Source organism: Candidatus Pantoea communis, assembly GCF_011752685.1.
Taxonomy (GTDB): Bacteria; Pseudomonadota; Gammaproteobacteria; order Enterobacterales; family Enterobacteriaceae; genus Pantoea; species Pantoea communis.
In genome coordinates this window covers 1-25,596 of the sequence record NZ_VWXC01000003.1, presented here as the reverse complement: position 1 = coordinate 25,596, position 25,596 = coordinate 1, and the positions used below count along the sequence as shown (strand labels likewise).

General features: G+C 53.6%; 25 protein-coding genes and 1 pseudogene. 5 read left to right on the top strand and 21 right to left on the bottom strand.

The window, feature by feature from the left end; genetic code table 11:
* Positions 1-46: 46 nt before the first annotated feature.
* From F3J37_RS06070 to F3J37_RS06020, 11 genes are all read right to left on the bottom strand, one after another.
* On the bottom strand, positions 47-1,573 hold the full coding sequence (locus F3J37_RS06070; protein ID WP_166932404.1) for a sodium:solute symporter family protein: 1,527 nt from the start codon (positions 1,571-1,573) through the stop codon (positions 47-49).
* A complete protein-coding gene (locus F3J37_RS06065; protein ID WP_034822302.1) occupies positions 1,570-1,839 on the bottom strand; it encodes a hypothetical protein in 270 nt (89 codons plus the stop codon). Before F3J37_RS06065 ends, F3J37_RS06070 begins: the two co-directional genes overlap by 4 nt.
* A 173-nt stretch (positions 1,840-2,012) precedes the next feature.
* Complete coding sequence (locus F3J37_RS06060) at positions 2,013-2,951, bottom strand: choline kinase family protein (RefSeq protein ID WP_166932402.1); 939 nt, start codon at positions 2,949-2,951, stop codon at positions 2,013-2,015.
* Positions 2,948-3,883 carry a phosphotransferase gene (locus F3J37_RS06055; protein WP_166932400.1) on the bottom strand — a complete coding sequence of 312 codons (936 nt, stop codon included), beginning with the start codon at positions 3,881-3,883 and terminating at the stop codon, positions 2,948-2,950. The genes F3J37_RS06060 and F3J37_RS06055 overlap by 4 nt, the downstream gene beginning before the upstream one ends.
* Positions 3,877-5,160, bottom strand: coding sequence for a Zn-dependent hydrolase (locus F3J37_RS06050; protein WP_166932398.1), 1,284 nt, complete (start codon positions 5,158-5,160; stop codon positions 3,877-3,879). The genes F3J37_RS06055 and F3J37_RS06050 overlap by 7 nt, the downstream gene beginning before the upstream one ends.
* Positions 5,099-5,896: a DeoR/GlpR family DNA-binding transcription regulator gene (locus tag F3J37_RS06045; protein WP_166932396.1), complete on the bottom strand. Its 798-nt coding sequence runs from the start codon at positions 5,894-5,896 to the stop codon at positions 5,099-5,101. The genes F3J37_RS06050 and F3J37_RS06045 overlap by 62 nt, the downstream gene beginning before the upstream one ends.
* A 65-nt stretch (positions 5,897-5,961) precedes the next feature.
* Positions 5,962-7,401, bottom strand: a complete 1,440-nt coding sequence (locus F3J37_RS06040; RefSeq protein WP_240154073.1) for an amidase — start codon at positions 7,399-7,401, stop codon at positions 5,962-5,964.
* A gap of 292 nt (positions 7,402-7,693) precedes the next feature.
* Complete coding sequence (gene corA / locus F3J37_RS06035; protein ID WP_166932753.1) at positions 7,694-8,662, bottom strand: magnesium/cobalt transporter CorA; 969 nt, start codon at positions 8,660-8,662, stop codon at positions 7,694-7,696.
* A gap of 34 nt (positions 8,663-8,696) precedes the next feature.
* Complete coding sequence (locus F3J37_RS06030; RefSeq protein ID WP_166932394.1) at positions 8,697-9,167, bottom strand: GNAT family N-acetyltransferase; 471 nt, start codon at positions 9,165-9,167, stop codon at positions 8,697-8,699.
* Between the two features lie 74 nt (positions 9,168-9,241).
* Complete coding sequence (locus F3J37_RS06025; RefSeq protein ID WP_034822312.1) at positions 9,242-9,562, bottom strand: AzlD domain-containing protein; 321 nt, start codon at positions 9,560-9,562, stop codon at positions 9,242-9,244.
* Positions 9,552-10,226: an AzlC family ABC transporter permease gene (locus tag F3J37_RS06020; RefSeq protein ID WP_166932392.1), complete on the bottom strand. Its 675-nt coding sequence runs from the start codon at positions 10,224-10,226 to the stop codon at positions 9,552-9,554. Before F3J37_RS06020 ends, F3J37_RS06025 begins: the two co-directional genes overlap by 11 nt.
* 102 nt (positions 10,227-10,328) lie before the next feature.
* Here F3J37_RS06020 and F3J37_RS06015 point away from each other — a divergent pair, with 102 nt between their 5' ends.
* Entirely contained in the window at positions 10,329-10,877 is a 549-nt protein-coding gene (locus F3J37_RS06015) for a helix-turn-helix domain-containing protein (RefSeq protein WP_045831923.1), read from the top strand.
* Positions 10,878-10,965: 88 nt separating this feature from the next.
* Complete coding sequence (locus F3J37_RS06010; protein ID WP_160834529.1) at positions 10,966-11,487, top strand: GNAT family N-acetyltransferase; 522 nt, start codon at positions 10,966-10,968, stop codon at positions 11,485-11,487.
* Here F3J37_RS06010 and F3J37_RS06005 read toward each other — a convergent pair.
* From F3J37_RS06005 to F3J37_RS05990, 4 genes are read right to left on the bottom strand one after another with little or no spacing between them, the layout of a single operon-like run.
* A complete protein-coding gene (locus F3J37_RS06005) occupies positions 11,484-12,884 on the bottom strand; it encodes an ABC transporter ATP-binding protein (protein WP_166932390.1) in 1,401 nt (466 codons plus the stop codon). The two genes, F3J37_RS06010 and F3J37_RS06005, sit on opposite strands and share 4 nt — an antisense overlap.
* Positions 12,881-13,663, bottom strand: a complete 783-nt coding sequence (locus F3J37_RS06000) for an ABC transporter permease (protein ID WP_166932388.1) — start codon at positions 13,661-13,663, stop codon at positions 12,881-12,883. The genes F3J37_RS06005 and F3J37_RS06000 overlap by 4 nt, the downstream gene beginning before the upstream one ends.
* Positions 13,660-14,595, bottom strand: a complete 936-nt coding sequence (locus tag F3J37_RS05995) for an ABC transporter permease (RefSeq protein ID WP_166932386.1) — start codon at positions 14,593-14,595, stop codon at positions 13,660-13,662. Before F3J37_RS05995 ends, F3J37_RS06000 begins: the two co-directional genes overlap by 4 nt.
* The gene (locus F3J37_RS05990) at positions 14,595-16,121 is read right to left on the bottom strand and encodes an ABC transporter substrate-binding protein (protein ID WP_166932384.1); all 1,527 of its coding nucleotides are present in this window, start codon (positions 16,119-16,121) and stop codon (positions 14,595-14,597) included. The genes F3J37_RS05995 and F3J37_RS05990 overlap by 1 nt, the downstream gene beginning before the upstream one ends.
* A gap of 191 nt (positions 16,122-16,312) precedes the next feature.
* Here F3J37_RS05990 and F3J37_RS05985 point away from each other — a divergent pair, with 191 nt between their 5' ends.
* Entirely contained in the window at positions 16,313-16,498 is a 186-nt protein-coding gene (locus F3J37_RS05985) for a tautomerase family protein (protein ID WP_034822328.1), read from the top strand.
* Between the two features lie 42 nt (positions 16,499-16,540).
* Here the strand turns inward: F3J37_RS05985 and F3J37_RS05980 are convergent, their stop codons facing one another.
* Entirely contained in the window at positions 16,541-16,858 is a 318-nt protein-coding gene (locus tag F3J37_RS05980) for a helix-turn-helix domain-containing protein (RefSeq protein WP_097117631.1), read from the bottom strand.
* Positions 16,851-17,132 (bottom strand): annotated as a pseudogene (locus F3J37_RS05975) (type II toxin-antitoxin system RelE/ParE family toxin); the annotation flags it as partial. The gene F3J37_RS05980 and the pseudogene F3J37_RS05975, both read right to left, overlap by 8 nt.
* Positions 17,133-17,437: 305 nt before the next feature.
* On the opposite strand from F3J37_RS05975, the gene F3J37_RS05970 reads away from it, so the two are divergent.
* Positions 17,438-18,178: a GntR family transcriptional regulator gene (locus tag F3J37_RS05970; protein WP_166932382.1), complete on the top strand. Its 741-nt coding sequence runs from the start codon at positions 17,438-17,440 to the stop codon at positions 18,176-18,178.
* Here the strand turns inward: F3J37_RS05970 and F3J37_RS05965 are convergent.
* From F3J37_RS05965 to F3J37_RS05950, 4 genes are all read right to left on the bottom strand, one after another.
* Entirely contained in the window at positions 18,165-19,145 is a 981-nt protein-coding gene (locus F3J37_RS05965) for a PfkB family carbohydrate kinase (RefSeq protein WP_166932380.1), read from the bottom strand. The two genes, F3J37_RS05970 and F3J37_RS05965, sit on opposite strands and share 14 nt — an antisense overlap.
* Positions 19,132-20,160: an ADP-ribosylglycohydrolase family protein gene (locus F3J37_RS05960; protein WP_166932378.1), complete on the bottom strand. Its 1,029-nt coding sequence runs from the start codon at positions 20,158-20,160 to the stop codon at positions 19,132-19,134. The genes F3J37_RS05965 and F3J37_RS05960 overlap by 14 nt, the downstream gene beginning before the upstream one ends.
* An 11-nt stretch (positions 20,161-20,171) precedes the next feature.
* Positions 20,172-21,446 carry a nucleoside permease gene (locus tag F3J37_RS05955; protein WP_097117635.1) on the bottom strand — a complete coding sequence of 425 codons (1,275 nt, stop codon included), beginning with the start codon at positions 21,444-21,446 and terminating at the stop codon, positions 20,172-20,174.
* 170 nt (positions 21,447-21,616) lie between these two features.
* Positions 21,617-22,993, bottom strand: coding sequence for an aldehyde dehydrogenase family protein (locus F3J37_RS05950; RefSeq protein ID WP_166932376.1), 1,377 nt, complete (start codon positions 22,991-22,993; stop codon positions 21,617-21,619).
* Between the two features lie 480 nt (positions 22,994-23,473).
* On the opposite strand from F3J37_RS05950, the gene F3J37_RS05945 reads away from it, so the two are divergent.
* Entirely contained in the window at positions 23,474-24,403 is a 930-nt protein-coding gene (locus tag F3J37_RS05945) for a RepB family plasmid replication initiator protein (protein WP_034822338.1), read from the top strand.
* Positions 24,404-25,596 lie beyond the last annotated feature (1,193 nt).

Below are 25,596 nucleotides of genomic sequence, written 5' to 3'. Positions count from 1 at the left end.
GGTCAGAGCGTTATCATGGCCTTGATACGAAAAGGAATGCAACGGGTTAGTTCATCAGCGGTTTTGCCACCGGCGCTTTCACACCATCAGCCAGCGCGAACAAAGCTTCGACACGGGCTTTCTCTTTGTCGTCAACCGGGATTAGCAAACCACACACCACAAACACCGCCACGTTACCCGCCAGGCCAACGATGCCGCTGGTCAGCGAGCCAAGCGCCGGGATGTCATCCGGGAAGAACACGGTGAGCACGATAGCGATAATAATCCCGGTCATCATGCCCAGTAGCGCACCCTGTTTGTTACCAAAGCGACTAAAGATGCCAAAGAACAACGGCACCGCCAGCTGGATAATCCCCTGATAGGAGATCTGCGCCAGCAGTTGCAAACGGGAATAGTTGAAGGTGAAGTAGGCCAACAGCGCGGCAGCGACAATAAATACCACCATGCCCGACTTCGCCAGCACCGTCAGTTGACGATCGCTACGCGGTTTATTCCAGGTCGCCAGATCGTTGGCAAACTGCGTACCACATACCTGCACGCATCCATCAACGTGACCAATACTGGCAGCAAGAACAATCACCAGCGCCAGTGCCAGCAACCACGGACCGCCCTGATCAAACAGCGCCGTGAAGAAGCCATTTTGTGGATTGGCCTGCACGTTAGGATCCTGACTGACCGCCGTGGCGAACAGCATCAGGATGGCGTAAAAACCGCCCACCAGCAGAATCGTCAGCAAGGTGCCTTTCTTAACAGCACGGATGCCACTGGCGGTATAAATACGCTGGAAGCTCATCGGCCAGCACATTGACCCAATCACACCGGTGAAAATCAGGCTGAACATATACCAGGGACCATAGTGCGAACCTTCCGCGCCCGGAATCTGCAGCATTGCAGGTGGTAACGTCGCCAGTTGGCTAAAGCCATGATCGCCACCAAACAACAGCACCACGCACACCAGCGCACCCAACCCATAGGCGATGATGCCTTGATACATATCCGTCATGATCAACCCGCGCATGCCCATGCTGACGGTCCAGTACTGACGCACCAGAATCAACAACACGCCAGCGATCAGGCAGGTGGTGACGCCCCAGCGACCAAAACTGGCAAATTCCACCAACAACGCCAGTGCCTGTATACCCATCACCACCCACGGGAAGACGCAGATGATGCCGATAATCGACGCCACTCGCTTCACCGCCGGGCTGTTGAAACGCATGCCGAGCAGATCGGGTTGTGTCGTCAGGTTGAAGTGCTGGCCCCATTTCCACGCGCGGCGCGCCATCAGATACATGGCTGTCACGCCGAGCGTTGAGTAGACCGCGCCATAGAAGCCGATCACTCCGCTCACCGACAGTGAGAAGAAAGCGGTAAAAGTCGCTCCCGGCCACCACGAGTTGGTATAGCTCATGGCGATATACCACGGCCCATAAGACCGACCACCGACGGCGTAATCAGAAAAGGAGGTGCTTTTACGGTTGGTGGCATACAGCACGGCAATCATGATCGCCAGAAACAGGCCAATCATGCCAAAGGTAATTAAATAATGGGGTTCTGCTGCAGTGATTTTCATGCGACTTCCTCATCATCCGGAATTTCGCCAAACGCGCATTCCGCCAGATACATAACCCATAATCCCACACCCAGGAATACCGCAATCGCGAGCCAATAAACGATCGGCAGAGGTATCCCCAGTAATAACGCACTACTTCCGCTGACGCTTAAATAAAGCGGTGGGCAAAGTGCCAGCAGTAATAATGCCAACAGGTATAGGGCGAAGATTTTATTTTTAATACTTATGCGGGCGCGTAATTGCTGCGCCATGACCATCGAACTCATAATAACCTCCTCAATATTAATTGACGGTGTGCGCACTCCTTTACCTGCTGAATATCAGCATTTCCCCTTTGGTGTAACCTCAACATCAGACAGCAAAGAGCGCTGTCCGAAAATACGACGGACGGATAATGTTACAGACGATCTTACAAGGAATTAATCCCGGCGCGTTCCGCTTACACCGCGCGTAGCCAGTTTTCCCAGTCGGGATGATTTAACACGCTGCGCGCCCGCAAATGCTTCCAGGCACCATATTTTGAAAAATCAAAATCAATATCGGCCACATGATGTTGAATAATGGCCCAGGTTGACCACTTCATATCCGCCAGATACTTATGTATTTGCACGCGAGCGAATAATGCTGCATCCACTTTACCGAAATAGTCCTCCAGCAATTCCTGTTCTATTTTCGGTGTGAAAAACATTTCGCCAAACCACAGCGCCAGTTCATAACAGCGATCGTTATTTGATGCATATTCAAAATCGACCAGCCGAATATCGTTCTGCGCATTGAGCATGAAGTTACCCGCCAGCGTGTCATTCATGCACGGCACCAAATCTAATCCCGCCGCTTCTAACGCCTGCTGCGCGCGCAGTGCCTGCTTGTGCAACCAGGCAGCATCAGCAGAGAACGCGACATTGAGTGCACCGACCTGCTCAATATGCTCATTGAGCATGTCGAATACGGTTTTGTTCTGCCTGAGCAACGGCTGATCGTTGAAACTTTTCAAGCCCTGCAACGCACGATGACGAATCGCGGATTGCTGGAAATCGAGGTTTGACGAGGCGCGCCAGCCATCAATGAACTCAAACACTTCCACGCCAAGATCGCGCAGATAGGCCACCACCGGCACGCCATAGCCGGTTTGCGCTGCTTTCAGGCTCGCTTCATGTGCGGTGTCACGATTAATAAAGCGCTCGGTGCCTTCGCCGGGAATTTTGACGAAATAAGCACAAGGCGCGCCTTCTACTGCGACATGCCAGTTGGCGTTGGAAATACCGCCGCTTACCGGACGATACTGCACCGCCCTGCCCTGCCATTCCGGCATCGCCGTAATAGCTTGTTCCACCCGCTGTTCCTGCCAGCTTTGCGCTTCACCCAGAGATTTGCTCATTTTGCCTGCTCCGCAGTCAGGTTTAACCAACGTTCAAAACGGGGATCGCTCAGGCTCTGACGGCAGCGCAACAGCATCCACTGGCCGAGCTTGGCAAATTCCAGGCCGCGCATGCTGGTGACACCGTTCAGCATACCCCACAGCGTCCAGTGATAATCATCCACCAGCGCATATAAGCGACAACGCGCTACATCAGCCTCGCTGCAGTCACCGCGCCACGCACGAATCGCATCACGCCAGCGATCGTCAGTGGGCAGTTGTTCGTGGATGAGCGTCGCGATATCGTGCCAGGCATCGCCACACGCGGCGTAGTCAAAGTCCAGCAAGCGCCATTCACCCTGAGCGTTGACCATCCAGTTGCTGGCGATGTTATCGCCGTGGATCAAAACGGGTGTATAAGACGCGGCGTTGAGTGCTTCCCACGCCAAATCGACACATTCCCCCATCCATTTCAGCTCTTCTGGCTGTTGCACACCCTGTGTTTCCAGCTGAAAACGTAGCCGCAACATATCCTGCTGACGGCTGTGTAAGGGCAGCGGCAATCCTGAGTGATGTAATTTATCCAGCGTGCGCGTCAGGCTGGCAAAGTGATGCGGATCGCGTAACGCATCCAGTCGCGCCCAGCGGAAGCTGTCATCCAGCGCCGCAAAGATCAGAACGCCATTGTGCGGATCGGCGTGGCATAGCGACGGGGCGATGCCCAACTCGCCCGCCTGGCGGCTAATTTCGGCGCTGCGCTGGAAATCAATCAACGCTTTCTGATCATCGAACAGCATCTTGGCATAATAGCCTTGCCCCGCTGACTGCAGGCGAAATCCGGCCCATTCCGTCGCTAAACGATGCGGTGACGCCACACCTGCCGTGCCTGGTTGAATATCAAAGGATTGCGCGGGTTGCCAACTCGCCAGCGCTTGCTGTAAACGCATCAACATAGGGCGTCCTCCCCTTTCAGGCAGAGCTCAGTGAGCATCGCCATCAACATGTCGAGACCGCGATGCAAGTCGGCGGTGGCGGTGTATTCACGTTCATTGTGCGAAAGGCCGTCTACGCTGGGCACAAACAGCAATGCACTCGGGCAGTGATAGCTCATGCTTATCGCATCGTGACCTGCTACTGAACGCATCGGCATCGCTTTCAACCCCAATTTTTCCGCCTGCGCTAAAGCCAGATCACTCAATGCCGAATGTAACTGCTGTCGTGGACGATACTGTGCACGGTCGAGACTGACATCGGTGGCCGTGTTCTGCGCAATCGATTGCATCTGCTGGCCGAAGCTGTCGCGCAACTGGCGCAATAGCGCTTCATCAGCAGAACGAAACTCAATAAATAACGTGGCTTCAGAAGTCACTACGTTCGGCGAATTAGGCACGGTTTCCAGACGGCCCACCGAGGTATGCAGCGCTTCGCCATAGCGTTCAGCCTCTGCACGCACCGCCACAATGGTGTGCGCGGCTGCCAGCAGCGCATCCCGCCGGCGATCCATCAATGCCGGGCCGGTATGGTTTTGCTCTCCGCGAAACGTCACCTGCCATTTCAGTGCCGCCCAGGTTTCCGTCACTACACCTATCTGTTTCTGCTGCAATTCAAGATGTGGACCTTGCTCAACGTGCAGTTCGCAGTAGGCCGCCACCGTCAGATCGGGTAACGCCGTTCCGCGATAACCAATATTTTGCAAAGCTGTATGCAACGAGATACCTTCGCCATCACAACACGCCAGAGCCTGCTCCAGCGAGAGTGCGCCTGTGAACACTGAACTGCCGGTCAGGCTGGGTTGAAAGCGCGCCCCCTCTTCATTGGTCCAGTTCACCACCGCCAGATTGCGTTGCGCGGTTTGCGAATGGTCGCGCAGCTGGCGAGCCAATGTTGCCATGGTCACTGCAGCGCCGGTGACACCGTAGGCACCGTCGAAACGCCCACCCAGCGGTTGGCTGTCCAAATGCGAACCGCACAGCACCCACGGCGCGCCTTCGCAAAGCGTCATCAAGCCAAAGATGTTGCCAATTTCATCCACGTGAACGTGAAAACCCTGTTGCGTCAGCCAGGTACAAAAGGCATCGCGCATTTGCTTATCCGCAGCGGATGCCGTCAGGCGATGTAAGCCGCCTGCGGGTGTCGCACCAATGCTGCTGCTGAGGGCGAACAGCGCATCAAACGCCTGATAATCTTGCGGTGTCATCCGCGGCATTGCCGGGATGGAGGATGTTGACATGGGCACTCTCCAGACTCGCTACAAAAGCTGCCGCGGGTCGCGCATTGGTCACTAAGGTGTCAACCGCGCTAAACGGCAGCGTGTTCACAAAGGTTCGCAGTCCAAATTTGCCTTCATCTGCCAGAATCACACTCTGGCGACAGTGCGTGCTCAGCACGCGCCTTAATAACGCCTCAGGCTCTTCGTAATCCATAAAACCGTTGTCCCGATCCACTGCACCAATGCCCATAAAGGCAATGTCGTAGTGGAATTGACGCGCGAACTCCAGCGTATGGGGGCCAATGAGTGCGTTATCATTTCGCCGAACGCGCCCTGGTGTTAGCGTGACAGCGTTATCGCTTTGCTGCGTGAGCAGCGCGGCGATATCCATTGAGTTCGTGATAACCTTCAAACGCGAGAAGCGGATCAGCTGCTGCGCCAGTGCCAGCGTTGAAGTGCCGGTATCCAGAAACAGCGCCATCCCCTCTTCCACTAATTCGCTTGCCAGCTGACCAATACGCGCTTTAGCACGCGGCTTGATACGGCTGCGTATCTGTAACGGCTGCTCTTCGCTGGGCACCGGTAAAATGGCACCGCCGTGCACGCGTCGTAATACGCTCTGCTCTTCCAGATATTTAAGATCGCGGCGAATCGTCTCTTCTGACACCACGAATTTCTGCGCCAGTTCCGTGACGCGCACCCGTTTGTCGTGGTGTAAAATCCGTTTGATCTCATCCAGACGTGGCTGATTAATCATTCTTACCTTCTGTTTTTAGAGGCCAAAACCGCAGTATACCTTTCGGGCGGTCTCAAGGCCGCGCCTTACAGAGAAGGTTGATGTTGATCCCACGGCATCAGGGCTTCCAGCGCCGCGCAGAACTGCAATACGTCGCCTTCCGCATAACGTCGGCCGATCACCTGCAAACCCACCGGTAAACCTTGCGCGGTAAAACCACAGGGAATCGTCGCCGCCGGATTACCACTCAAATTGAATGGCCAGGTGAAAGGTGTCCAGCGCGCCCACTCTACTCCGCTGTCGCCCGGCGACTGGTTTTCCGGCACATGGCGATCGGCCGCAAACGGCAGCACTGGCAGCGTAGGCGTGATCAGTAAATCCACGCTGTCAAACAAGGCGTGCACCTGTCCGGCAAACGCCGCTCGTTGTTTTTGCGCCGCCAGGTAGTCGGCCAGATTCAGGCGCTGCGCGCGTTCAATCAGCGCGGCAAAGCCCGGATCGAGCTGGTCGAGCTGCTGCTGCAGTGCGGCGCCATAAGCCACACCGCGCCCGCCGCTCCATAAAGTGTCAAATGTCTCAAACGGTGATGACCAATCCAGCGGGCGTGCCGTGAGCGTCACCGGTAACGTATGGGCAATCTGCTCCACCGCCTGTTCGACGCAACGCGCAATCTGCTCGTCGACCGGTGTGTTAAACAGCGTGGGACTGTAATGCACACGCAGCGCGGGCAATGGCTGGTCGCAGCGTGCCAGCCAGGATTCATTTTTCGCTGGCAGCGCCTGGTGGTCGCGCGCATCCGGCCCCGAAAGCAGATCAAACAGCAGTGCGCTATCACGAACCGTGCGCGTCATCGGCCCGGCATGACTGAGCATTTCAGTGGCAGACCACGGCCAGGTCGGGATGCGTCCCAGCGAGGCTTTAAGGGCGAAAATGCCACAAAAGGCGCCGGGGATACGCACCGATCCGCCACCGTCGGAGCCCAGCGCGGCGGGCACCATGCGCGCCGCCACGCTGATTGCCGATCCCGAACTGGAACCGCCGCTGGTTAACGCCGGATCCCACGGATTGCGCCCATGACCAAACACCCGTGAATAGCTTGATCCAGTCCAGCCAAACTCGGTGGTCGCGGTTTTGCCGACAATGATCGCTCCCGCCGCCTTCAGTCGCTCAATAATCGGCGCGTCATGTTTTGGTACGTTATCCAGTGAGGTGAGTGAACCTTTGGTGGTGCGCAACCCAGCCGTTGAGAACAGATCTTTGACGCCGAACGGCACACCGTGCAATGGACCCCGACTCTTGCCCGACTGACGTTCGCGATCGCAGCTTTTAGCCTCTTCCATCGCCTGCTCATCGTAAACATCACCAAAGGCATTCAATGTGGGATTGTGGGATTTTATTTGCTGAAGGCAATTCCCCACCAGCTTTTCACTGCTGATATCACCGCGACGAATCTGCTGCGCTGCGCCAATAACATCAGGCATCGAGTTAAATGAATTCTGGTCCACCGCCATGGTTACACCCTGCATTTCTGGCATCACTATGCAGCGATAGTGGCAACAGTTGGCGAATGAAGCAAGACCGGGTTATGTGGTTAATGTGGGATATGTTGTATTTAATCTGGCGTTGTTATAGGAAAAGATGATGATGAAAGAAACAGCGAAATGACAAAACCGTGGCAATTGGATGAAGGTTTTGCGCGACAGGCCGCTCAATCACTCAGTTGCAGTTAAATCGTTCAGGGAAATGTGTGGATGGAGATATTAATTCACTGCGCCGCTATCATCAGCACAGTGATAATAAAGTCATCTGATAAAAAGATTACAACCAGCCTGCTTTTTTCAGTCGTGACCACATCACACCACAGATCGCCAGCGTCACCACCAGTACCGCGGGATAACCAAAGTGGGTTTTGAGTTCGGGCATATCAGAGAAGTTCATGCCGTACATACTGAAGACAATGGTCGGGACGATCAGCACCGCACCCCAGCCCGCCAACTTTTTATTCACTTCGCTCTGCTGAACCGACACCAGCGCCAGATTGACCTGCATTGCGCTGGTGAGCATTTCACGCATGTCCTCGGCATCGATCATCACGTGATGAGCATGATCCTGAACGTCACGCAGGTAGGCACGCAGGTTCTTCGGAATAATGTCTTCGTGAAAACGCGCCAGCTGGGCGCAAATTTCAGTCACCGGCATCGCGGCATTGCGCAGCGCCAGCAGTTCGCGCCGGAGATGATAGACATCCTCCAGCGTTTTGCTGTCAAAGCGGGTGGTAAACATGCCCTCTTCCAGCGTACCGATACGTTCACTGAGTGATTCGGTGATTTTGCTGTAGTGGTCAACGATAAAATCGAGGATGCAGTAAAACGCGTAACCCGGTCCCTGACACAACATGGTGTGGTTTTTTTCTGCCCTGGCGCGAATCGCCGCATAGCCTTCCGATGAACCATGGCGGACGGTGATCAGGAAGTTTTTACCGAGGAAAAAGTGGGTTTCACCGAAGCTGATGCGCTGATGATCGTCGAGATGTGCCGTTTTCACCACGATAAACACCGACTCACCATATTGCTCAATCTTCGGGCGCTGATGGGCCACTAGCGCATCCTCAATCGCTAACTCATGCAGGCCAAACTCTTCCTGCAACGTCTGCATAAAAGCCGGTTCAGGCTGATTCAAACCCAGCCAGATAAACGCACTTTCGTCTTTGAGTACTTTGCTGATGTCGGCGACATCGACATGCTCTTCACGTTTGCCGTGGCGATAAGCCACACAGTTAATCACCATTTTGGTGCTATCCATGTTGTTTTTACTTACTCAATCATAGTGTCAGTATCATTTCGATGCAGGGGAGATCGGCTTTGGCCAGAGCGGAAGGATACAAAGCTTCACGCACCGTGCTAAAGCCGTGGCGCAGATAGAAGCCGCTGGCATTGGGTGTTGCGGCGAGGGTCAGCTGCCGGAAACCGCGCTGGCGCGCCTCCGCGATAATCGCGATCATAATCGCACTGGCATAGCCTTTGCCGTTGCACGCTGGCAGGGTAAATATCGCTTCTACGCTGCCGCTTTTAAGATCGAGAAAACCCGTAGCGGCAGCGCCCAGTTCAGGATCGTCGATCACGTAGAAAGGATTGCCCTTAATCGCCTCAAAATAACCTGACGGCAACGCGTCAGGCGTCCATGCGGCAATCACTTCAGGCGGATAAACTGACTGGCAGCCATAGCGAATCGCGAGATTGCGAATACGCCACAAGTTGGCGGCTTCATGTGGAAGCGCTAAGCGCGGTGTCATGGATTCTTCTCTATGCGATGAATACGGAAATCCCACATTAGCAAAACCCTTGCCGCAAGTTTGTTCTTTTTAGTTTAAGGCACCCCAAAATAACGCAGCAATGCCGTCATCACGGCCGCGCCAACAATCACTAAAATCAACGGCGTACGGCGCCAGGCGAGAAACACAGCAAACAACACGCCCGCTATCCGCGCGACACCTGCGAAGTGGCTGCCTTCAAATAGTGCAGTGGTGACGGCAACCGCCAGCAATAGCACCGTAGCAGCATCCGAGAGCATATTGCGCACCGATTCCGACATCGGCATACGGCTTCCCAGTCGGTAACCCGCGAAGCGCATCACATAAGTGCCGACGGCCAGCAGCGCGATCCCGGCAATCACGAGGTTATTGTGCATTTTTGCGCTCCCGCCAGCTTAATAAGCCTAACAATGAAAACAATACCGGCATTCCCGCCGGAACAAACGGCGTGGCGAGTACTGACAATGCCGTACCGAGCGTGGCCGGAATCCGCGTGCGACGTTGACGCAAAGCGGGAAATATCAGCGCGATCAAGATGGCAGGGAAGACCGCATCGAGGCCAATCGCCGAGACATCGGGAATGAAGCGCCCGATAAATGCGCCGCATACCACGCTGAGTGGCCAGATAGCAAAAATGCCCAAACCACATACCCAATATGCGGCGCGTCGCTGGGAAAGCGTCTTTTGCGAAATGCCAAACACCACGCTTTCGTCGTTCATGATATGGCAACCCAGCAAACTGCGTCCCCCCTGCCCGACCAGATCTTTCACCGCAATACCAAACGGTAAATGGCGCGCGTTGACCAGCAAACCTGCCGCCGCTGCCGTTAATGGGCTGCCACCAGCGGCCACAATACCGATGAACAGAAACTCGGAAGCGCCTGCCAGCACCATCGTCGAAAGCGCGATGGGCACCCACAGTGGAAAACCATCCGCTGCCGCTAGCGAACCGTAAGAGAGCCCGACAATACCGTCGGCCAGACAAACCAGGAAAATCGCTTTTAATACGCCGCGATCAAGCGGAACTGCACCCAGACGCATCACAATTTGATCTCATATCGAACAGGAAAGCCGTTATAATGAACGCACCCAAATTGTTTTACAAGATGAACAAAGCGTTCGATATAAAGAACAGGAGTAATTGTGACACCACCGATCGATCTTATCTCTGCTGGATTAGTGCGCGAACGCCAGCGTGCCGGGCTCTCGTTAACCGAAGTCGCCCGCCGCGCTGGCATTGCGAAATCCACGCTTTCACAACTGGAAGCGGGCAACGGCAATCCCAGCATTGAGACGTTATGGTCACTGTGCGTGGCGCTCAATATTCCTTTTGCCCGCCTGATGGAGCCGGAAGTGAAGCGTTTGCAGGTGATCCGTCGTGGTGAGGGCATGATGGTGTCGGCTGAACTCGCGGATTATCAGGCCGCGCTACTGGCCAGCTGTCCGCCGGGCGGTCGTCGTGATTTATATCTAATCACCAGCCAGCCGGGCGCACCGCGCGCCTCTCATCCGCATCCGCCCGGTTCCGTAGAACACATCATTATTGCGCAGGGTCGCGCACTTGTTGGGCCTACCGATGCCCCGGTCGAACTTCATCCCGGTGACTACATCTGCTACCCCGCCGACGAACCGCACATCTTCGAAGCGCTGGAAGCGAATACCATGGCGGTGCAGCTGTCGGAGCAAAATTAGTCATAATAATTTCCTATGTTCAAACCCGATGATTGGCGCGTGACACAGTGGCATCCTGTGTTTTTCGCTAGCCGATTATCAGGAACATATGGATATTATTCCCGCCCGACCCCATCACGCCGCTGCCATTCAGAAAATCTATGCGTGGCACGTCCTCCACGGCACCGCCACCTTCGAAACCGAACCGCCCAGCGAAAGCGAAATGCTCAACCGCGTCAAAGATGTGCAGCAGCGCGGAGGCTTCTGGCTGGTGGCGCAAGAGGATGAACAGGTATTGGGTTATTGTTATCTGGCACCTTATCGACCGCGCTATGCCTATCGCTTCACGCTGGAAGATTCGATTTATCTCGATCATGAACAAACCGGGCGTGGCGTCGGGCGAGCGTTATTGCAAAAAGCGATTGCGCTGGCAGAAGCAGCAGGCTTTCGCCAGATCATCGCCATCGTGGGAGATAGCGCCAATCAGGGATCGCTGGGATTACACCGGGCGCTCGGCTTCGAGCACACCGGTGTGATGAAATCGGTGGGATTCAAACATGGCCGCTGGCTCGACACCGTCGTGATGCAGCGCTCACTGGGTGTCGGTGATAGCCAGCCGCCAGAACGTTAAGCTGCCTGCATCGCAATCACGCGATCTGTCCCCTTCTCCAGCAAATCGCGATCGTGGCTCACCAGCAGCACGCCGCACTGCTGCTGACGCGCCATCTGCGTTATCAGCTGCAGAGTTTGCTGCTGTACCAGCGGATCGAGCCGCGATGTCGGCTCATCGGCGAACAGGAACACCGGCTCAAGCAGCATGACGCGTAATAGAGAAAAGCGCTGTAACTCGCCGCCCGAGAGGGAATCCGGGCAGCGCGTGAGCAATGAAGACTCTAACGCTAATTGCTCCATTAACGTGTCGCGTTTAGACCGTTCAATGCGATGACGGCGCAGCACCTCCTCCAGGCTTTGTGACAGTGTGCGCGTGGGGGGGAACAATGCCGAGGGATCCTGATAGATCTTCTGATACTTCAACGCACTCGCCGCAACATGACGTGTGATGCTGCCCTGTTGCGGTGTGAGTAACCCCAGCAATACGTCGCCAAAGCTGCTTTTTCCACTGCCGCTGGCGCCATGTAAGCCGACAATTTCCCCAGCATGCAGGACGAAGTTTTCTGGCACGCCCAACGTATTTCCGCCGCGCTGCAGTTTTAACCCTTGCGCACTCACCACGGGTTTGCTGCGGATCACCGTGGTATGCCGTTGCGGCCAGGCAACGGGATCGGCGGCCAGCAATTCGCGCGTATAACCCTGCTGCGGGGTGTGTAACACTAGCTGCGCTGCGCCTTGCTCGATCACTTTGCCCTTATGCATGACGATAACCTCTCCGCCCAACTGACGCGCCAGCGCAATATCGTGCGTGATGGTCATTAAAGTCCCACCTTCAGCCACTTCACGGCCCAGCAAAGCAGCAACGTCATCGCGTCGGGACACATCTAAACCCTTAGTCGGTTCATCTGCTATCAAAATCTCCGCACCGCCCGCGCGCGCCGCCGCAAATGCCGCACGCTGCGCCATGCCACCGGACAGTTGCCACGGGAATTTTTGTGCCGCTGCCTGTAAGCCCAGTTGTGCAAGGTCATCCTGCGCAGCCGCCACGCTTCGCGGCGCGGAATGCCCTCGAATATAGCGATAGCCTTCCGCGACCTGCTGCTGAACCGCCATGGTGGGATCGAGCGCCAGCCAGGGTTCTTGTGGCAGCGAGGCCATAGTCCTTCCCCACAAGCTGCGTAACGCATCACGATCCTGCGGTAACTGATAGCGTTGACCGTTGATGATCAGGGTTCCGCTGGCCTGAAGTGTCTCCGGCAAAATTCCCATTACCGCCTGCGCCAACAGGCTTTTTCCGGAGCCAGTCTCACCCAATAAAGTGAGCGGTTGGCCAGGTTGCAGGTGGAAGTCAACCGGCTCCACCAGCGTGGCTTCTGCTGTTGCGATGGTTATGCCGATGGCCTGTAATCCTTTCATGCATGCTCCTTTTTCATCATCAGGTTAAGGCTAATCAGCAATAAAAACAGTGCGACCACAGGCTGTAGCAGCAACCAGGGCGCTTCCCAGGCAAAGGGCAGCAGTTCGGTCATCATCAAGCCCAATTCCGGTGTCGGTGGACGGACACCGACGCTGATAAATCCCAGTGCCGACACGGCCATGATGGCGCTGCTAAACGAGAACAGTGCAACGGTAAGCAAAACAGGTGCGAGTGCCGGCCAAAGGTGACGGTGAAAGCGGTAGATCGCGTTAAAACCCAGCAGTTTCGACGCCTGCATACCCGGCGAATGCACAATCGGACGTAAGGTGGCGCGTGTCACACGGAAGAATTCCACCCACAGCACCAACGAAATGCCTAACCACAGCATCTCCGGTGAGTCCGGGGCAATCGCCGCCAGTAACAGCACCAGCAGCAAGCCGGGCAGCGCGAGGCACATATCCCCCAGCATGCTGACCACACGGTCGAGCACTCCACCATAAAGCGCGCTGAGTACGCCAGCCAGCACACCGACCAGCATCGCACTGATCACGCACAGTGCAGCCAGACCCAGTGACAGGCGCAGCGCCGCACTCAGGCGCGGCAGCATGTCACGTCCCAGATGATCGAAACCTAACAGATTGGCCTGGCTGGGCGGCTGCAACATGTTGAGCAGTTCTTGTTGCAGAGGATCACCATGATGAAACAGAGGCAGTAAAAAGGCGTAGCTCAGTAGCAGAGCCAGCAGCAGTAAACCGACATGACGTGAAGTTAATTTCATGGGCGCGTCCCTCGCGGATCAAGCAGATGGCAACCTGCATCTACCAGCATATTCAGCAGGACAAACAGCAGGCCGAGCGCCATGGCACTGGCCTGAATCACCGGTACATCGCGGGCGAAGATAGCGTGAACCAACGCATGACCAATGCCGGGCCAGGCAAACAACGTTTCTACCACCACCACGCCTTCCACCAGCCAGACAAACTGCATGCCGAACCAGGTAAGTACCGGCGTTCCCAGATTGCGTAAACCATGACGACGCAGCAAAGTGACGGTCGCCAGACCTTTTTGCTCCCCCCATTGGTAATAACCCGCGTTCACTACCTGCCAGGTGGCTTCGCGCACCACACGCACGCCCACCGCGCTTAGCGACAAGGCCAGCGTCAAAGCGGGTAACAGGAAATGACGCAGCTCACCGTGTCCCGCACTCGGCAGCCAGTCGAGTTGCAGCGCGAACAGCACGATCAGCAGCATACCCAGTGCAAAATGCGGCACAGACTTAAGCATCGATGTCAGCCAAAACAGCAGCCGATCCAGTTTGCCATTGGCATGGCAACCGGCCCAGATACCCAACGGCAGCGTGAGAATGATTGCCAGTAGCAATGAAATACCGGCTAACGCCAGCGTCTGACTCAGTTGCCAACGCAGTTCATCCATCACCGGTTCGCCGGAAACCAGCGAGCGACCAAAGTTGAATTGCAGCAGATCGAATAGCCAGTGCAGTAAGGCACTGCCTTGATCGGCTGCGCCACTTAACTCCTGCTGCACGCGCGCGACGGCATCCGCATCAACCCGATCATAGCCGTAACGACCGCTGGCAATGCGCCACGCCATATCGCCCGGCAGCGACCGAACCAGAAACCAGGTGAGTAAACCCACTGAGAGCACCACAAAAAAAGCCTGCATCAGCCGCCAGCTTAGTTGTCTGATCATCACGGCTCCCAACGCAGTTGGCGCAGGCCAAAGTGACGCTCAAACGGATCGAGCGCGACGTTTTGCAACTGACTGTTGATCGCTGCTGATTGTTGATACCAGGCGATTGGAATCACCGGGAGATCCTGTTGCAGTGCCGAAGTGATGAGTGTTCGAGCTTTGGCACGCGCGGAGGCATCGGTGGATTGCGTCAGGGTATGCAGTGCGCCACTGAATCCTGTCGGATGCCAGTTCATCGCCCCCCAGTCGCCACCTTTCTCGGCATAATCCTGCAATAAGGTGCCGGTTGGATCGGGCGTGAGTGCAAAGTTGCGTGAGAACAGCGCCAGTTGCAGTTTCCCGCTGTGGTGCTGGGCAGGAATTTCGCTGGCATTGGTTGAGTTGATCTTCACTTCAATACCGATTTTGCGCAGTTGCTGCTGGATAACCATCGCCATCAACGGCAGTTCAGGGCGATCCGGGAAGGTCAGCAGCGTCAGGCTGAATCGCTGGCCGTTGCGGGTCAGCACACCATCTGATCCCGGTTGCCAGCCGGCTTTCTGCAACAGCGTGACCGCCGAATCGGGCTGATAGGAGAGTGGAGGCAGCGCCGCGTTGTGCCACTCGCCCATGTTCGGCGGGAACAACTGGCTGGCAGCACCCGGATATCGCAACACCGCCATCGCTAACGCATTACGATCAATGGCCATGCTGATCGCTTCGCGCACCGGCTGTTCCGCTAACAGCGGATCGCCCAGATTGAGCTTCAGCATAAGCGTGCGCGGCACGGGAATGGCGGGGAGTTGCAGCGCAGGTTTGCGTGCCAGACGCTGACGGCTGGCGGCATCCAGATTGAACACATAATCCGCATCACCGCTTTCTGCTAATAGCGCGCGGGTCTCTGCCCGGCCAGAAGAGAGATAGCTGGCTGCGGCGATGTATGGTTTTTCTCCCCAGTAACCTTCAAAGCGTTTTACCGCTAACGACTGCGGCGGCTGAAAGGCGGTCAGCATAAACGGCCCGGAGCCGATGATGCGCGTGATGTTGCCCTGTGCATCCCAGCTGGATAACGCCAGAATTTGCGAGCGACTTTCCGCCAGGACGGAAAGCAGAGGTGTGAAAGGCTCGCGCAGCGTGATGGTCACCACCTGCCCTTCTCCGCTGATCTCAGTGATCGGTGTTTTATCAAGTAATCCCGCTTTACTCCGCGCAGTATTGAGTGATTTCACTACCGCTGCCGCATCCAGTGGCGAACCATCATGGAAATGCACGTTATCGCGCAACTGTAATTGCCAGCGCAAACCGTCTTCCGAGACCTGCCAACTCTTCGCCAAAGCCGGGATCGGTTCACCGCGTTGGTTCACTTCCACCAGCGTTTCCACCACATCCATGCGCAGAAGGATGTCACTGGAAAGCGCCGGATCGGCACCTTTAATTTCAAACGGAGCGGCAATGCGCACCGTGTTTTCCTGATGCTGCGCCGCGAATGAGGCGCACGAAGCCAGGCCGAGCGCCGTGGCGATCAGCAATTTTTTCATTGATTTCATTATGGTTTCCGAAAAATACCGCTACAAAAATCCCAGAGAAATTACGTTATAACATAACAATACACATTTAAACACAGATCGCCTGCGGGGATAAACGGTTTGCGCGGGTGTTTATGACAAATTGACACTGCATGCTCGGGCATGACTGGGTTATGCTGAAACCGAATCTGAACCCTCAAGGAGAAACGGAAATGCCAGAAATCGTTGTCTATGCTGCGGAAGGCCGCACGGTTGAGCAGAAGAAGAAGTTGCTGAAAGCGGTGACTGCCGCAGTCGCGGACTCGTTTGAGATTGATGCCAATTCGGTGACGGTCTCAATCATTGAAACGCCTAAGCATCATAAATCTAAAGGCGGCGTGCCGTTTGATGAGCGGTGATTAGATATTTGAAACATAAAAGCCCCGATGGGCTTTTATGTTTTACAGGATGAAAACCGCTGGACCTTTATCTTCAATGGTATTGAGGATACGCAAAGCCGCTTTATTGGGTTTACTCTCGTTACGTTCCCACTTTGAAACACTCTCAACTGACATGCCTGTAGTCATTGCCAGCGCCGCCTGCGACATCTTCCATCTTAAGCGTACCGCTTTAATCTCAATCCCAGACATAGCGCGTACTGGAGGGATATTACGAGCTTCGATCGCCGCACTGATTTCCGCAACCGTCTCGCCCTGAACAACGCCCAATTGGTTATAGCGCTGCGCCATATCGTGGATTTTCTTTAAGCGTTCAGTCATCACAAGTTACCTCGATTAGTTCTTTTAACTTAATCAACTCCCGGACCTTCTCATCTGACATCGCAATAAAATCCCGAGCGATACGGCAATAAGCATCAATTTCATCATCTTCAAGTTCTTTGGCTTTCTTCTTTGATAGCTGACTTTTCAAGTACATATCAAAGAAATAAATGTTGTTGCCATAATTGAAGAAAACAATGCTACGCGCGCCGTCAGATGCCCCCACTCCAGGCAACCCGAGTCGTTTTTTGAACGTGTAACGTCCTAATGGGTCCCCATGTAATCCCGCAAAATTGACTTTGCAGCTTTACACAAAATTTTATCATTGATGCGTGCATTACATCTCTCTTCCTGAAATTCTGGCGTCAGGTAAATGACCATTTACCCCTCCTTGCCTTAAAATATCCGTAAGCGTGACTATAGTCTTCGTTACGGGTTAGGTCAAATTACAAGCGAAAGGATTGGTTGAATCTAAGCGCTAATAACCGCAATAACATGTGGTTAAAGTCGCTACGCGAACGGTGAAAATTCAGTATCATATCTCACCCCTGGCTAACCCAATTGAGTGCTCAGCCCGCTATGACTGAACAGAATCCGCTGTTTTCGCGGCTTACCACCACACTGGCTGAAGAGAGCCGTACGCCGTTGTACAAGCGCTTTGCCACCGCCATCAAAGAGGCGGTGCGTGATGGCATCCTGGTGCATGAAGAGATCCTGCCCGGTGAGCGAGAATTCAGCCTGTCGCTCAGCATCTCGCGTATTACGGTGCGTAAAGCGATGGATGAGCTGGAAAAAGAGGGGGTGGTGTTTCGTTCACGCGGTTACGGTACACAGATTTGCAGCCAGTTTGAGTATTCGCTGAAAGAGCCCAAAGGTTTGTCGCAGCAGGCGGTTTTACGCGGTAAAAAGCCCGATACGGTGTGGATTAATAAGAGCAAAATTCAGTGCAGCGCGGAGATCGGTGAAAAACTGGGATTAAGCAAAGGTAGCGAAGTCTACTTGCTGAAGCGTATTCGTTATGTCGATCAGCAAGCGGTGTCAGTTGAAGAATCCTGGGTGCCGGCACGCTTTATTGCAGATGCCGATGACATTGGAATTTCTTTGTATGATTACTTTAACAAGCAACAGATTTTGCCTGTTAAGTCCCAAAGCAGAGTGAGTGCCCGCATGCCTGACGAAGCGCTCCAGCAGCAGATTGCCCTGCCCGCCAATGTCCCTGTGTTAGTGATTAAACAGCTGGCACTTGACGCGCAAGGCAATCCTCTGGAGTACAGCATCAGCTACTGCCGCAGCGACATGTACGTGTTTATTGCTGAGTAAGTCTTTGCTGCCAATAGCTCTGCAGCGTGGCGCGATCGGGTGCACAATCACCACCGCGTTGTGACACCACATAAGACGCCACGGCATTACCCAATGCCACACTTTCCGCCAGCGACCAACCTGACGCGAGCCCGGCTAACACTCCCCCCGCATGGCTGTCACCGGCGCCAATCGTATCGACCACTTGCGTTGCCAGAGCAGGGATCCAGCCCTGCGAATCCGCATCGATATAACCTGCGCCATCACTGTCTAAACGCACCACCAGCGCAGCGCCAAAGTGTTGTTGCCATTGAGCCATTAACTGACGGGCATCAAAGGCTTGATGCTGGCTTAAACGCTCCTGCCACAGTAACTCCGCTTCCTGCCTGTTCACTGTAATCAGTGGTTTTAGCGCCATAATGCGGGCAAATTGACTCTCACCGATGTCAGCCAAACGCGGACCGAAATCCACCAGCAATTGATAGTTATGCGCCTGCTTTTCAAGCCAGTCGATCAGCACATCGCCGCTTTTGCTGGTCAGTTGATAGCCAGACAAGTAGATCCAACGCTGCGCGGGTTGTGGCAATGTGCCCAGCAGTTCGGCATCCCACAGATTTTCGACACCGCTAACCGACAGAAAAGTGCGCTCACCATCCGGCTCCACCAGTGCCAGACACCAGCCATTGTCTCCTTTGCTGGTTTCCAGCACGCTGTGAATGCCATATTCCATCAGCTTCTGCCGCACAATACTGGCCCAAATGCCGTTACCCAGCGGCAGCGCGTTGATGGATGGAATGCCCAACCGATGCAACGCGATCGCTACATTCAACGCACAACCGCCCACGTTGACGCCCTGCTGGTGGAGTTCAATATCACTTCCCCGATGCGGTAACGAATAGGCATCAGCAATCACGTCCACCACAGCGGCACCAACCACGCACACCGGCAGACGTCCTTCCAGCCGGTTCAGGTCATCAGGCGTCAGCATAAACGGCCTCACGCTGCTGACGGAAACGCATGAATGCGTTGCTATAGCGAGTGAAATCCAGCGCGTTGGCAGCATCCAGTTCGGCTTTTAGCTGTGAATCAATCCCATCAATGCCATGCAACGCTCCGCAAATGGCCACCGCCATCGCGCCGATGGTATCGGTATCGCCACCCAGATTGGCACAAAGAATGGCGCAGCGATTTGGATCGGTGTTGGCCAGCTCAACCATTGAAATTGCAGCTGGAACCGATTCGATGGTGGCCGTCCCGGTGCCTACCAAATCATAAATCTGCTGCATCGTTGACTCCACGCCTCTGCCCTGCGCCACAACGCTCAGCGCCAGCTCAACACGCGCGGCCATGGACGCGCTAAAGGTCGTGACGCGTTTTTCCTGAGCAGCGCGCGCAATCGCAGGCAGTTCATCGCGGATGGATGTCCAGCTTGCGCCGTCAATGGCTCGTGAAACCGCCCAGGCAATCACCACTGCACCCGCGATGGCGATATCAGATTTATGCGTAGGACTGGATGCCAGTGCGACGGCGTCAATAAAGGCGTCCAGATCTTTGGCTGGCAACAGGCAACCTAGTGGCGAAACGCGCATCGCCGCGCCATTGGTCATGCCGTTGTTCTCCAGTTGCGTCACTGGCGTTCCCATTTTCAGTGCATTCAGGGCTATTTTGGATGTGGGACCCAATACGTTTTTGTTGAAGGCATCAAACTCCTCTGCCCAGCGCAGGATATTGGCCCCGATGGTCTCAGCGTTGATATCGCCATCATGCGTGACTATCGCATCTGCCAAAGCCAGCGCCATCGACGTATCGTCAGTAAATGCCGCGCGGCCAAAATAACAGGCGGCATTGTTTTCAGCAGGCCCCGGCAGAAAACCATCAATCCAGCCAAAATGCTGCTTAACGCGACTGCGCGGCCACAATTCCGATGGCATGCCCATCGCATCGCCCAGTGCCTGACCATAGAAAGCGCCTAAAATCCGTTTTTCCTGGAGTGTCATTGTCATCATTACATCTCTTATTTGTGGCTATCAGCGGTGGCTGATTGCTCGAAAGCAGTTAATTCTTCACTGCGTTTTTTGCCATCGCGGAACAGCACGATGAAGGCGATGGTGATAATGATGATCATCACGCTGCCAAACATCCACATGCCCGCCCAGTTGAACGTTTGGCCATTGCGTGGCTGGTCGTAAGCGAACATCTCTTGCATCAAATATCCGCCGAGACGATAGCCCAGCAAGCTGCCAATCCCCTGGCATGCGAGCGTGATCAGGCCCTGTGCTGCGTTGCGCATCGCGACCGGTGCTTTTTTATCAACGTAGATGTAAGCCGTGATGAAGTAGAAGTCATAACTGACGCCGTGCAGCAGAATGCCCATAAACAACAGGCCAATCGTCAGGGCATTTTGATCGCCGCCGAACACAAAGAATATGTAGCGTAGCGCTGCGGTGGTTAAGCCAAGCAGCAACACTTTGCCGATGCCAAAGCGCTTGATAAAGAACGGCAGTGCCAGCAGGAAGAAGATCTCCGACACCTGACCCAGCGTCATCCAACCGGTGGCGTGTGGCAGGCCCACCTCCGTCAGGTAGCCTTCAGCAAAGATGTAGTAAAACGCCAGCGGCATGCTGAACAGGAATGAGCAGACGAAGAACACCAGGAAACTGCGATCTTTCAGGAGATGCAGCGCATCCAGCCCCAATGCCACACGCAGGCTGAATTTGCCGGTGCTTTTCGGCTCGGTTGCCGGCAGCATTAGAGAAAAGATCCCCAATACCAGTGAACTGGCAGCTGTGATCAGCAGCGGCACATTGCTAGCTGAAATGTCGCCATAGCCCATCAGCGGCGGCAGGAAACCACAGGCAATGCCTGACGCAATCCAGCCTAAAGTGCCCATTACCCGCACGCGTGGATAATCACGTTCGACATCTTTGACATGCGAGAAAGCAATACTGTTAGTCAGCGCAATGGTCGGCATGTAAGTGAGCGCATACAACAGCAGCAGTGGGAAGAAACCACTGAAGTGCGTCTGCTGGGCCGCGAAATACATCAGAATGGAACCGACGATCATCAGCAGCGATAACACTTTCTGTGCCTGGAAGAAGCGGTCTGCCAACGATCCAACGAGGATCGGCGACAGGATAGCGGCAATCGAAGTACAGGCATAGCACCAGGCAATCTCAACCGGCGAAAAGCCGTTTTTGCTGAGGAAAGCCCAGAGCGGCACAAACCATGCCCCCCAGATAAACCACTCGAGAAACATCATGAAGGATAATTTTGGGATTGTTGTTTTCATTAAAATAGGACTCCCCGGTGTAGGTGAGGCCAATCTAACACCACTAACAATACCTTTGTAATACCATTAGCGGATTCTTTGAGCTACTCCACAACAATTTTAACCGAGGATTAACAGTAAGGCAGGAGATGAGCGTGGAATAAGGGCGTGCAGTGCACGCCCTAAAAGTCTTAACGACGGTTTTTCCAGACGGTCTGGATATTACAGAATTCGTGAACGCCAAAACTGGAAAGTTCACGACCATAGCCGCTCTTCTTCACACCACCAATCGCCACGCGGGGATCGGAAGCACCGTTGCCATTGATGAACACGGCGCCGGTTTCCAGTTTCTCTGCCAGCTCATTGGCTATCGCTTCATTACCGCTCCACACGGTAGCGCTCAAACCAAATTCGCTGTTATTCGCCAGCTCTAAAGCATGCTGTGCATTGCGTGCCACGGTAATCGCTGCCACGGGGCCAAAGATCTCCTGCTGGAAGGCGATCATGTCGGGTGTCACGTCAGCCAGGATCGTTGGGGCATAGTAGTTGCCAACGCCATCGATCTTATGACCACCGATAACCAGGCGCGCACCCTGTTTCAGGGTTTCCTGTACCTGCTGGTCTAACTCATCACGCAGATCATAACGCGCCATTGGCCCGATATAAGTTTCTTCATTCAACGGATCGCCAATTTTTAGTGCCTGCACAGCCGCGCTAAAACGCGCCTCAAACGCTTCTGCGACACTTTCCTCAATGATGAACCGCTTGGCTGCCATGCACACCTGTCCGGTGTTCTGGTAGCGTCCTGTGACCGCAGAAGCCACTGCCGCATCCAGATCCGCATCGGCAAGGACGATAAACGGATCTGCACCACCCAGCTCCAGTACCGTTTTCTTCAATACGGCACCGGCTTGTGCTGCAATAGCACCGCCCGCCCGCACACTTCCTGTCACCGCAACAGCCGCAATACGCGGATCTTTAATTGCAGCCGAAACGCCATCGTTATCCACGTTAATCACGGTGAAGCCACCTTTTGGCAGATCGGTCGCATCAAACAGTTCTGTCATCAGATTGGCTGCACCCATTACGCTTGGCGCGTGTTTGAGCACATACGTGTTGCCTGCCAGCAACATGCTGACTGCACCGCGCAGCACCTGCCAGTAAGGAAAGTTCCACGGCATTACCGCAAGAATCACGCCTAATGGACGAAACGATTGCCAGGCTTGCTGATTTTCTACCTGCGTAGGCTTATCAGCCAGCATCGCTGGGCCCTGTTCTGCATACCAGTCACAGAGATTTGCACATTTAAGGACTTCAGCACGGGCCTGTGCAATGGGTTTACCCATCTCCAGGGTTGCCATGGTAGCGAGTTGATCCTGACGTTGGCGGATCTGTTCTGCTAACTGGCGTAACACGATGACGCGCTGAGCCATGCTGGTGGCTCGCCATTGTGCGAATGCTTTGGCGCTGCTCTGCAACGCAGCTTCGAGCTCAGCGGCATTCTGCAACGGATAGGTTGCGATGATTTCGCCAGTGGTAGGGTTACGTGAAATAACGTTGTCAGTCATAAGATGCCTTCGTCATGAGTTGTAGGGGATGAATATGAGTTTCACCTTACGCTCGGTGAAGATTGATGAAAAATGAATAATAATGAGGAAGTTGTTCTCTTCTGATGAAAGAAGCGGATCTTCTTCGCAGAGAATTAATGTTTTTTCGCCATTGGTGGGATCAATCTTACTGACCTGCATATTCTGACAGTTTTTGATGTTAGAAGCTGATTCTTCATAGGGTTATGCAGTTATACAGTGAATAGATCTTAAAGAAAGATCATAGAGAGATCTTAAAGAGATCCTAAGAGATCCCCGATCGCTGCAAGCCGCACCCCACAAGGCCTGAGAAGGTGATCGCGTTCACTATAATCAGAAAAACGTTCACTACAATCAGCATAATATTCACTATAGACTGTAGAATGTTCACTATAAACAGTGTTAATGTTCACTGTAATCAGAAATCGATCCTTTTCATCCACAGAATGAAGATCTCAGGCTATGGCAGATAAAGAGAGTGAAAACAAAGCGTTACTAGAACCTTTTCTGTCGGTGACAAAAAATAGCGGTGAAGTTATCCAGCTTCATCCTAATAAAAATAACACCGTACAACCGGTCGCGTTGATGCGCCTGGGTCTGTTCGTTCCGACACTAAAGTCTACTGCGCGTGGGAAATCGGGCGCGATGGCTTCAACGGACGCCACCAAAGAGCTCAAGAACCTTTCGTTAGTTAAAGCGGAAGGCTATGAAAAGATTACCATTACTGGCGCAAGGCTGGACATGGATAATGATTTCAAAACCTGGGCTGGCATCATTCAGTCTTTTTCGCGTTATCCCTCAAAGGGCGACACCGTGACGCTGCCGTTTATTGATTTCGTGAAAATGTGCGGGATCCCATCGGCAAACTCGTCAGCGGCCTTACGTAAGCGTTTAGATGCCTCTTTACGACGCATCGCAACCAATACGTTGTCCTTTGAAGGTAATGGCAAAGCGTATCATACCCACCTTGTGCAGTCGGCGTATTACGATCGTGAAAAGGATCTGGTGCGCATTCAGGCCGATCCTAAACTGTTTGAGCTGTATAACTTTGACCATAAAGTCTTGCTGCAGCTGCGTGCTATTTCACGGCTCAAACGTAAGGAATCGGCTCAGGCGTTATATACCTACCTGGAAAGCTTGCCAACCAATCCTGCACCGATATCGCTGGCGCGTCTGCGCATGCGTTTAAACTTAGGCTCTAAGACGACCACGCAAAACCACGTGGTTCGACGCGCGATGGAGCAGCTTAAGGAGATTGGCTACCTCGACTATTCCGAAGTGAAGCGTGGACGTTCTGTGTTTTTCATTATCCATAGCAGGACGCCGAAGCTCGATGGTATCAGCAATCTTGAGAGCATTGATTCCCTCGATGATATCGAGTTTGAAGACTGACTCTTCACGTTCACTGTAATCAGTACCCTTCCTGTGAGAGTGTCACTTTATCGCCAAAAGTGACACTCTTCTTCTCAGCACTGTTCACTGTAATCAGCATACCTTCATTCATTCACTGTAATCAGTAACGTTCACTGTAAACAGTATTGAGCGACACGTTAGTCTTACTTCCTCCTGCAGAGTTATCAAATTTGACGAATCATTGTGTTTAATTGTGATAGTGAGTACTTACTAGGTGGGTTTTCAACACTCGATCGCCCTCATTTGCAGCGGGTTTGCTGATTACAGTGAACATCAGCCATAGCGTATTTGGTTGCTGATTACAGTGAATGGTGGTGATGTAGTGAAAACAGATTATAGTGAATGACTAAATTTAAGTGTTTGAATATTTTAGATAATATTTAATTGTTGTCATTCATTCACTGTAATCAGCTTATTGTCTGTACAAATAAACAGTAAAAGTGACAGGGTTGGTCACCTTCACTGATTACAGTGAATTTTTCCCTTTATTGCAGATTGCAGTGAACGTTATGCCAGTGCGGTCGGGAATGGATTTAAGGCCTCAATCGTGCGCGTCACGCTGTCACTGATTACAGTGAATGCTCTGCAGCCCTTCCCTCTTCCGAAACATTTTTATACCTGATCGTTGTGGCCACAGAAGATCGCTTTACTGATTACAGTGAACGTAAATAACTTTGCCAGCGAGGAGCAATTACTGATTACAGTGAATGTTACAACCAGGGATTTGGGAGGTAGGAAAAAACGGTCTTCACCTGTTTTGCTGATTACAGTGAACGTTGGAGTTCAAAGACAAGCATTCCGTTTCTGGTTGATCCGGCAATGGGTGCATGTAATAGCCACCGGTTAAAACGGACACTTCACCAGTAAGAGCAGCTAAAATGCTCTTCTCTCTTCTCTCTTCTCTCTTCTCTTTAATAGGTCATTTGCCATCGGTCATACCCCCCCAGGCATGCCTCTTCAGTCGTTCATTCTCTGGACATTGCTTATCTTTAATATCGCCAGTAGAGCATGGTGTACCGGTCAGGACCCGCCAGTTATAGCTTACCTGTAATAGCCCCCGTTTAAACCGGACACTTCACCAGTAAGACATACGCATAGAGCTATGTTTAAGGAGTGTCCTGTGCAAAGAATCGAAGTGATCACTGGCGAGCAAAAGCGCCGTCGTTATACTC

What these genes read in the sequence shown, in the direction of transcription:
- F3J37_RS06055 (WP_166932400.1), bottom strand. Translation starts at nt 3,883, where the DNA reads ATGTTGATGCGTTTACAGCAAGCGCTGGCGAGTTGGCAACCCGCGCAA.
- F3J37_RS06060 (WP_166932402.1), bottom strand. Translation starts at nt 2,951, where the DNA reads ATGAGCAAATCTCTGGGTGAAGCGCAAAGCTGGCAGGAACAGCGGGTG.
- F3J37_RS06070 (WP_166932404.1), bottom strand. Translation starts at nt 1,573, where the DNA reads ATGAAAATCACTGCAGCAGAACCCCATTATTTAATTACCTTTGGCATG.
- F3J37_RS06050 (WP_166932398.1), bottom strand. Translation starts at nt 5,160, where the DNA reads ATGTCAACATCCTCCATCCCGGCAATGCCGCGGATGACACCGCAAGAT.
- F3J37_RS06030 (WP_166932394.1), bottom strand. Translation starts at nt 9,167, where the DNA reads ATGACACCGCGCTTAGCGCTTCCACATGAAGCCGCCAACTTGTGGCGT.
- F3J37_RS05960 (WP_166932378.1), bottom strand. Translation starts at nt 20,160, where the DNA reads ATGACAATGACACTCCAGGAAAAACGGATTTTAGGCGCTTTCTATGGT.
- F3J37_RS05945 (WP_034822338.1), top strand. Translation starts at nt 23,474, where the DNA reads ATGGCAGATAAAGAGAGTGAAAACAAAGCGTTACTAGAACCTTTTCTG.
- F3J37_RS06065 (WP_034822302.1), bottom strand. Translation starts at nt 1,839, where the DNA reads ATGAGTTCGATGGTCATGGCGCAGCAATTACGCGCCCGCATAAGTATT.
- F3J37_RS06005 (WP_166932390.1), bottom strand. Translation starts at nt 12,884, where the DNA reads ATGAAAGGATTACAGGCCATCGGCATAACCATCGCAACAGCAGAAGCC.
- F3J37_RS05950 (WP_166932376.1), bottom strand. Translation starts at nt 22,993, where the DNA reads ATGACTGACAACGTTATTTCACGTAACCCTACCACTGGCGAAATCATC.
- F3J37_RS06040 (WP_240154073.1), bottom strand. Translation starts at nt 7,401, where the DNA reads ATGCAGGGTGTAACCATGGCGGTGGACCAGAATTCATTTAACTCGATG.
- F3J37_RS05980 (WP_097117631.1), bottom strand. Translation starts at nt 16,858, where the DNA reads ATGACTGAACGCTTAAAGAAAATCCACGATATGGCGCAGCGCTATAAC.
- F3J37_RS05970 (WP_166932382.1), top strand. Translation starts at nt 17,438, where the DNA reads ATGACTGAACAGAATCCGCTGTTTTCGCGGCTTACCACCACACTGGCT.
- F3J37_RS05990 (WP_166932384.1), bottom strand. Translation starts at nt 16,121, where the DNA reads ATGAAATCAATGAAAAAATTGCTGATCGCCACGGCGCTCGGCCTGGCT.
- F3J37_RS06000 (WP_166932388.1), bottom strand. Translation starts at nt 13,663, where the DNA reads ATGAAATTAACTTCACGTCATGTCGGTTTACTGCTGCTGGCTCTGCTA.
- corA (WP_166932753.1), bottom strand. Translation starts at nt 8,662, where the DNA reads ATGGTGATTAACTGTGTGGCTTATCGCCACGGCAAACGTGAAGAGCAT.
- F3J37_RS05955 (WP_097117635.1), bottom strand. Translation starts at nt 21,446, where the DNA reads ATGAAAACAACAATCCCAAAATTATCCTTCATGATGTTTCTCGAGTGG.
- F3J37_RS06020 (WP_166932392.1), bottom strand. Translation starts at nt 10,226, where the DNA reads ATGCGTCTGGGTGCAGTTCCGCTTGATCGCGGCGTATTAAAAGCGATT.
- F3J37_RS05995 (WP_166932386.1), bottom strand. Translation starts at nt 14,595, where the DNA reads ATGATCAGACAACTAAGCTGGCGGCTGATGCAGGCTTTTTTTGTGGTG.
- F3J37_RS05965 (WP_166932380.1), bottom strand. Translation starts at nt 19,145, where the DNA reads ATGCTGACGCCTGATGACCTGAACCGGCTGGAAGGACGTCTGCCGGTG.
- F3J37_RS06045 (WP_166932396.1), bottom strand. Translation starts at nt 5,896, where the DNA reads ATGATTAATCAGCCACGTCTGGATGAGATCAAACGGATTTTACACCAC.
- F3J37_RS06010 (WP_160834529.1), top strand. Translation starts at nt 10,966, where the DNA reads ATGGATATTATTCCCGCCCGACCCCATCACGCCGCTGCCATTCAGAAA.
- F3J37_RS06025 (WP_034822312.1), bottom strand. Translation starts at nt 9,562, where the DNA reads ATGCACAATAACCTCGTGATTGCCGGGATCGCGCTGCTGGCCGTCGGC.
- F3J37_RS05985 (WP_034822328.1), top strand. Translation starts at nt 16,313, where the DNA reads ATGCCAGAAATCGTTGTCTATGCTGCGGAAGGCCGCACGGTTGAGCAG.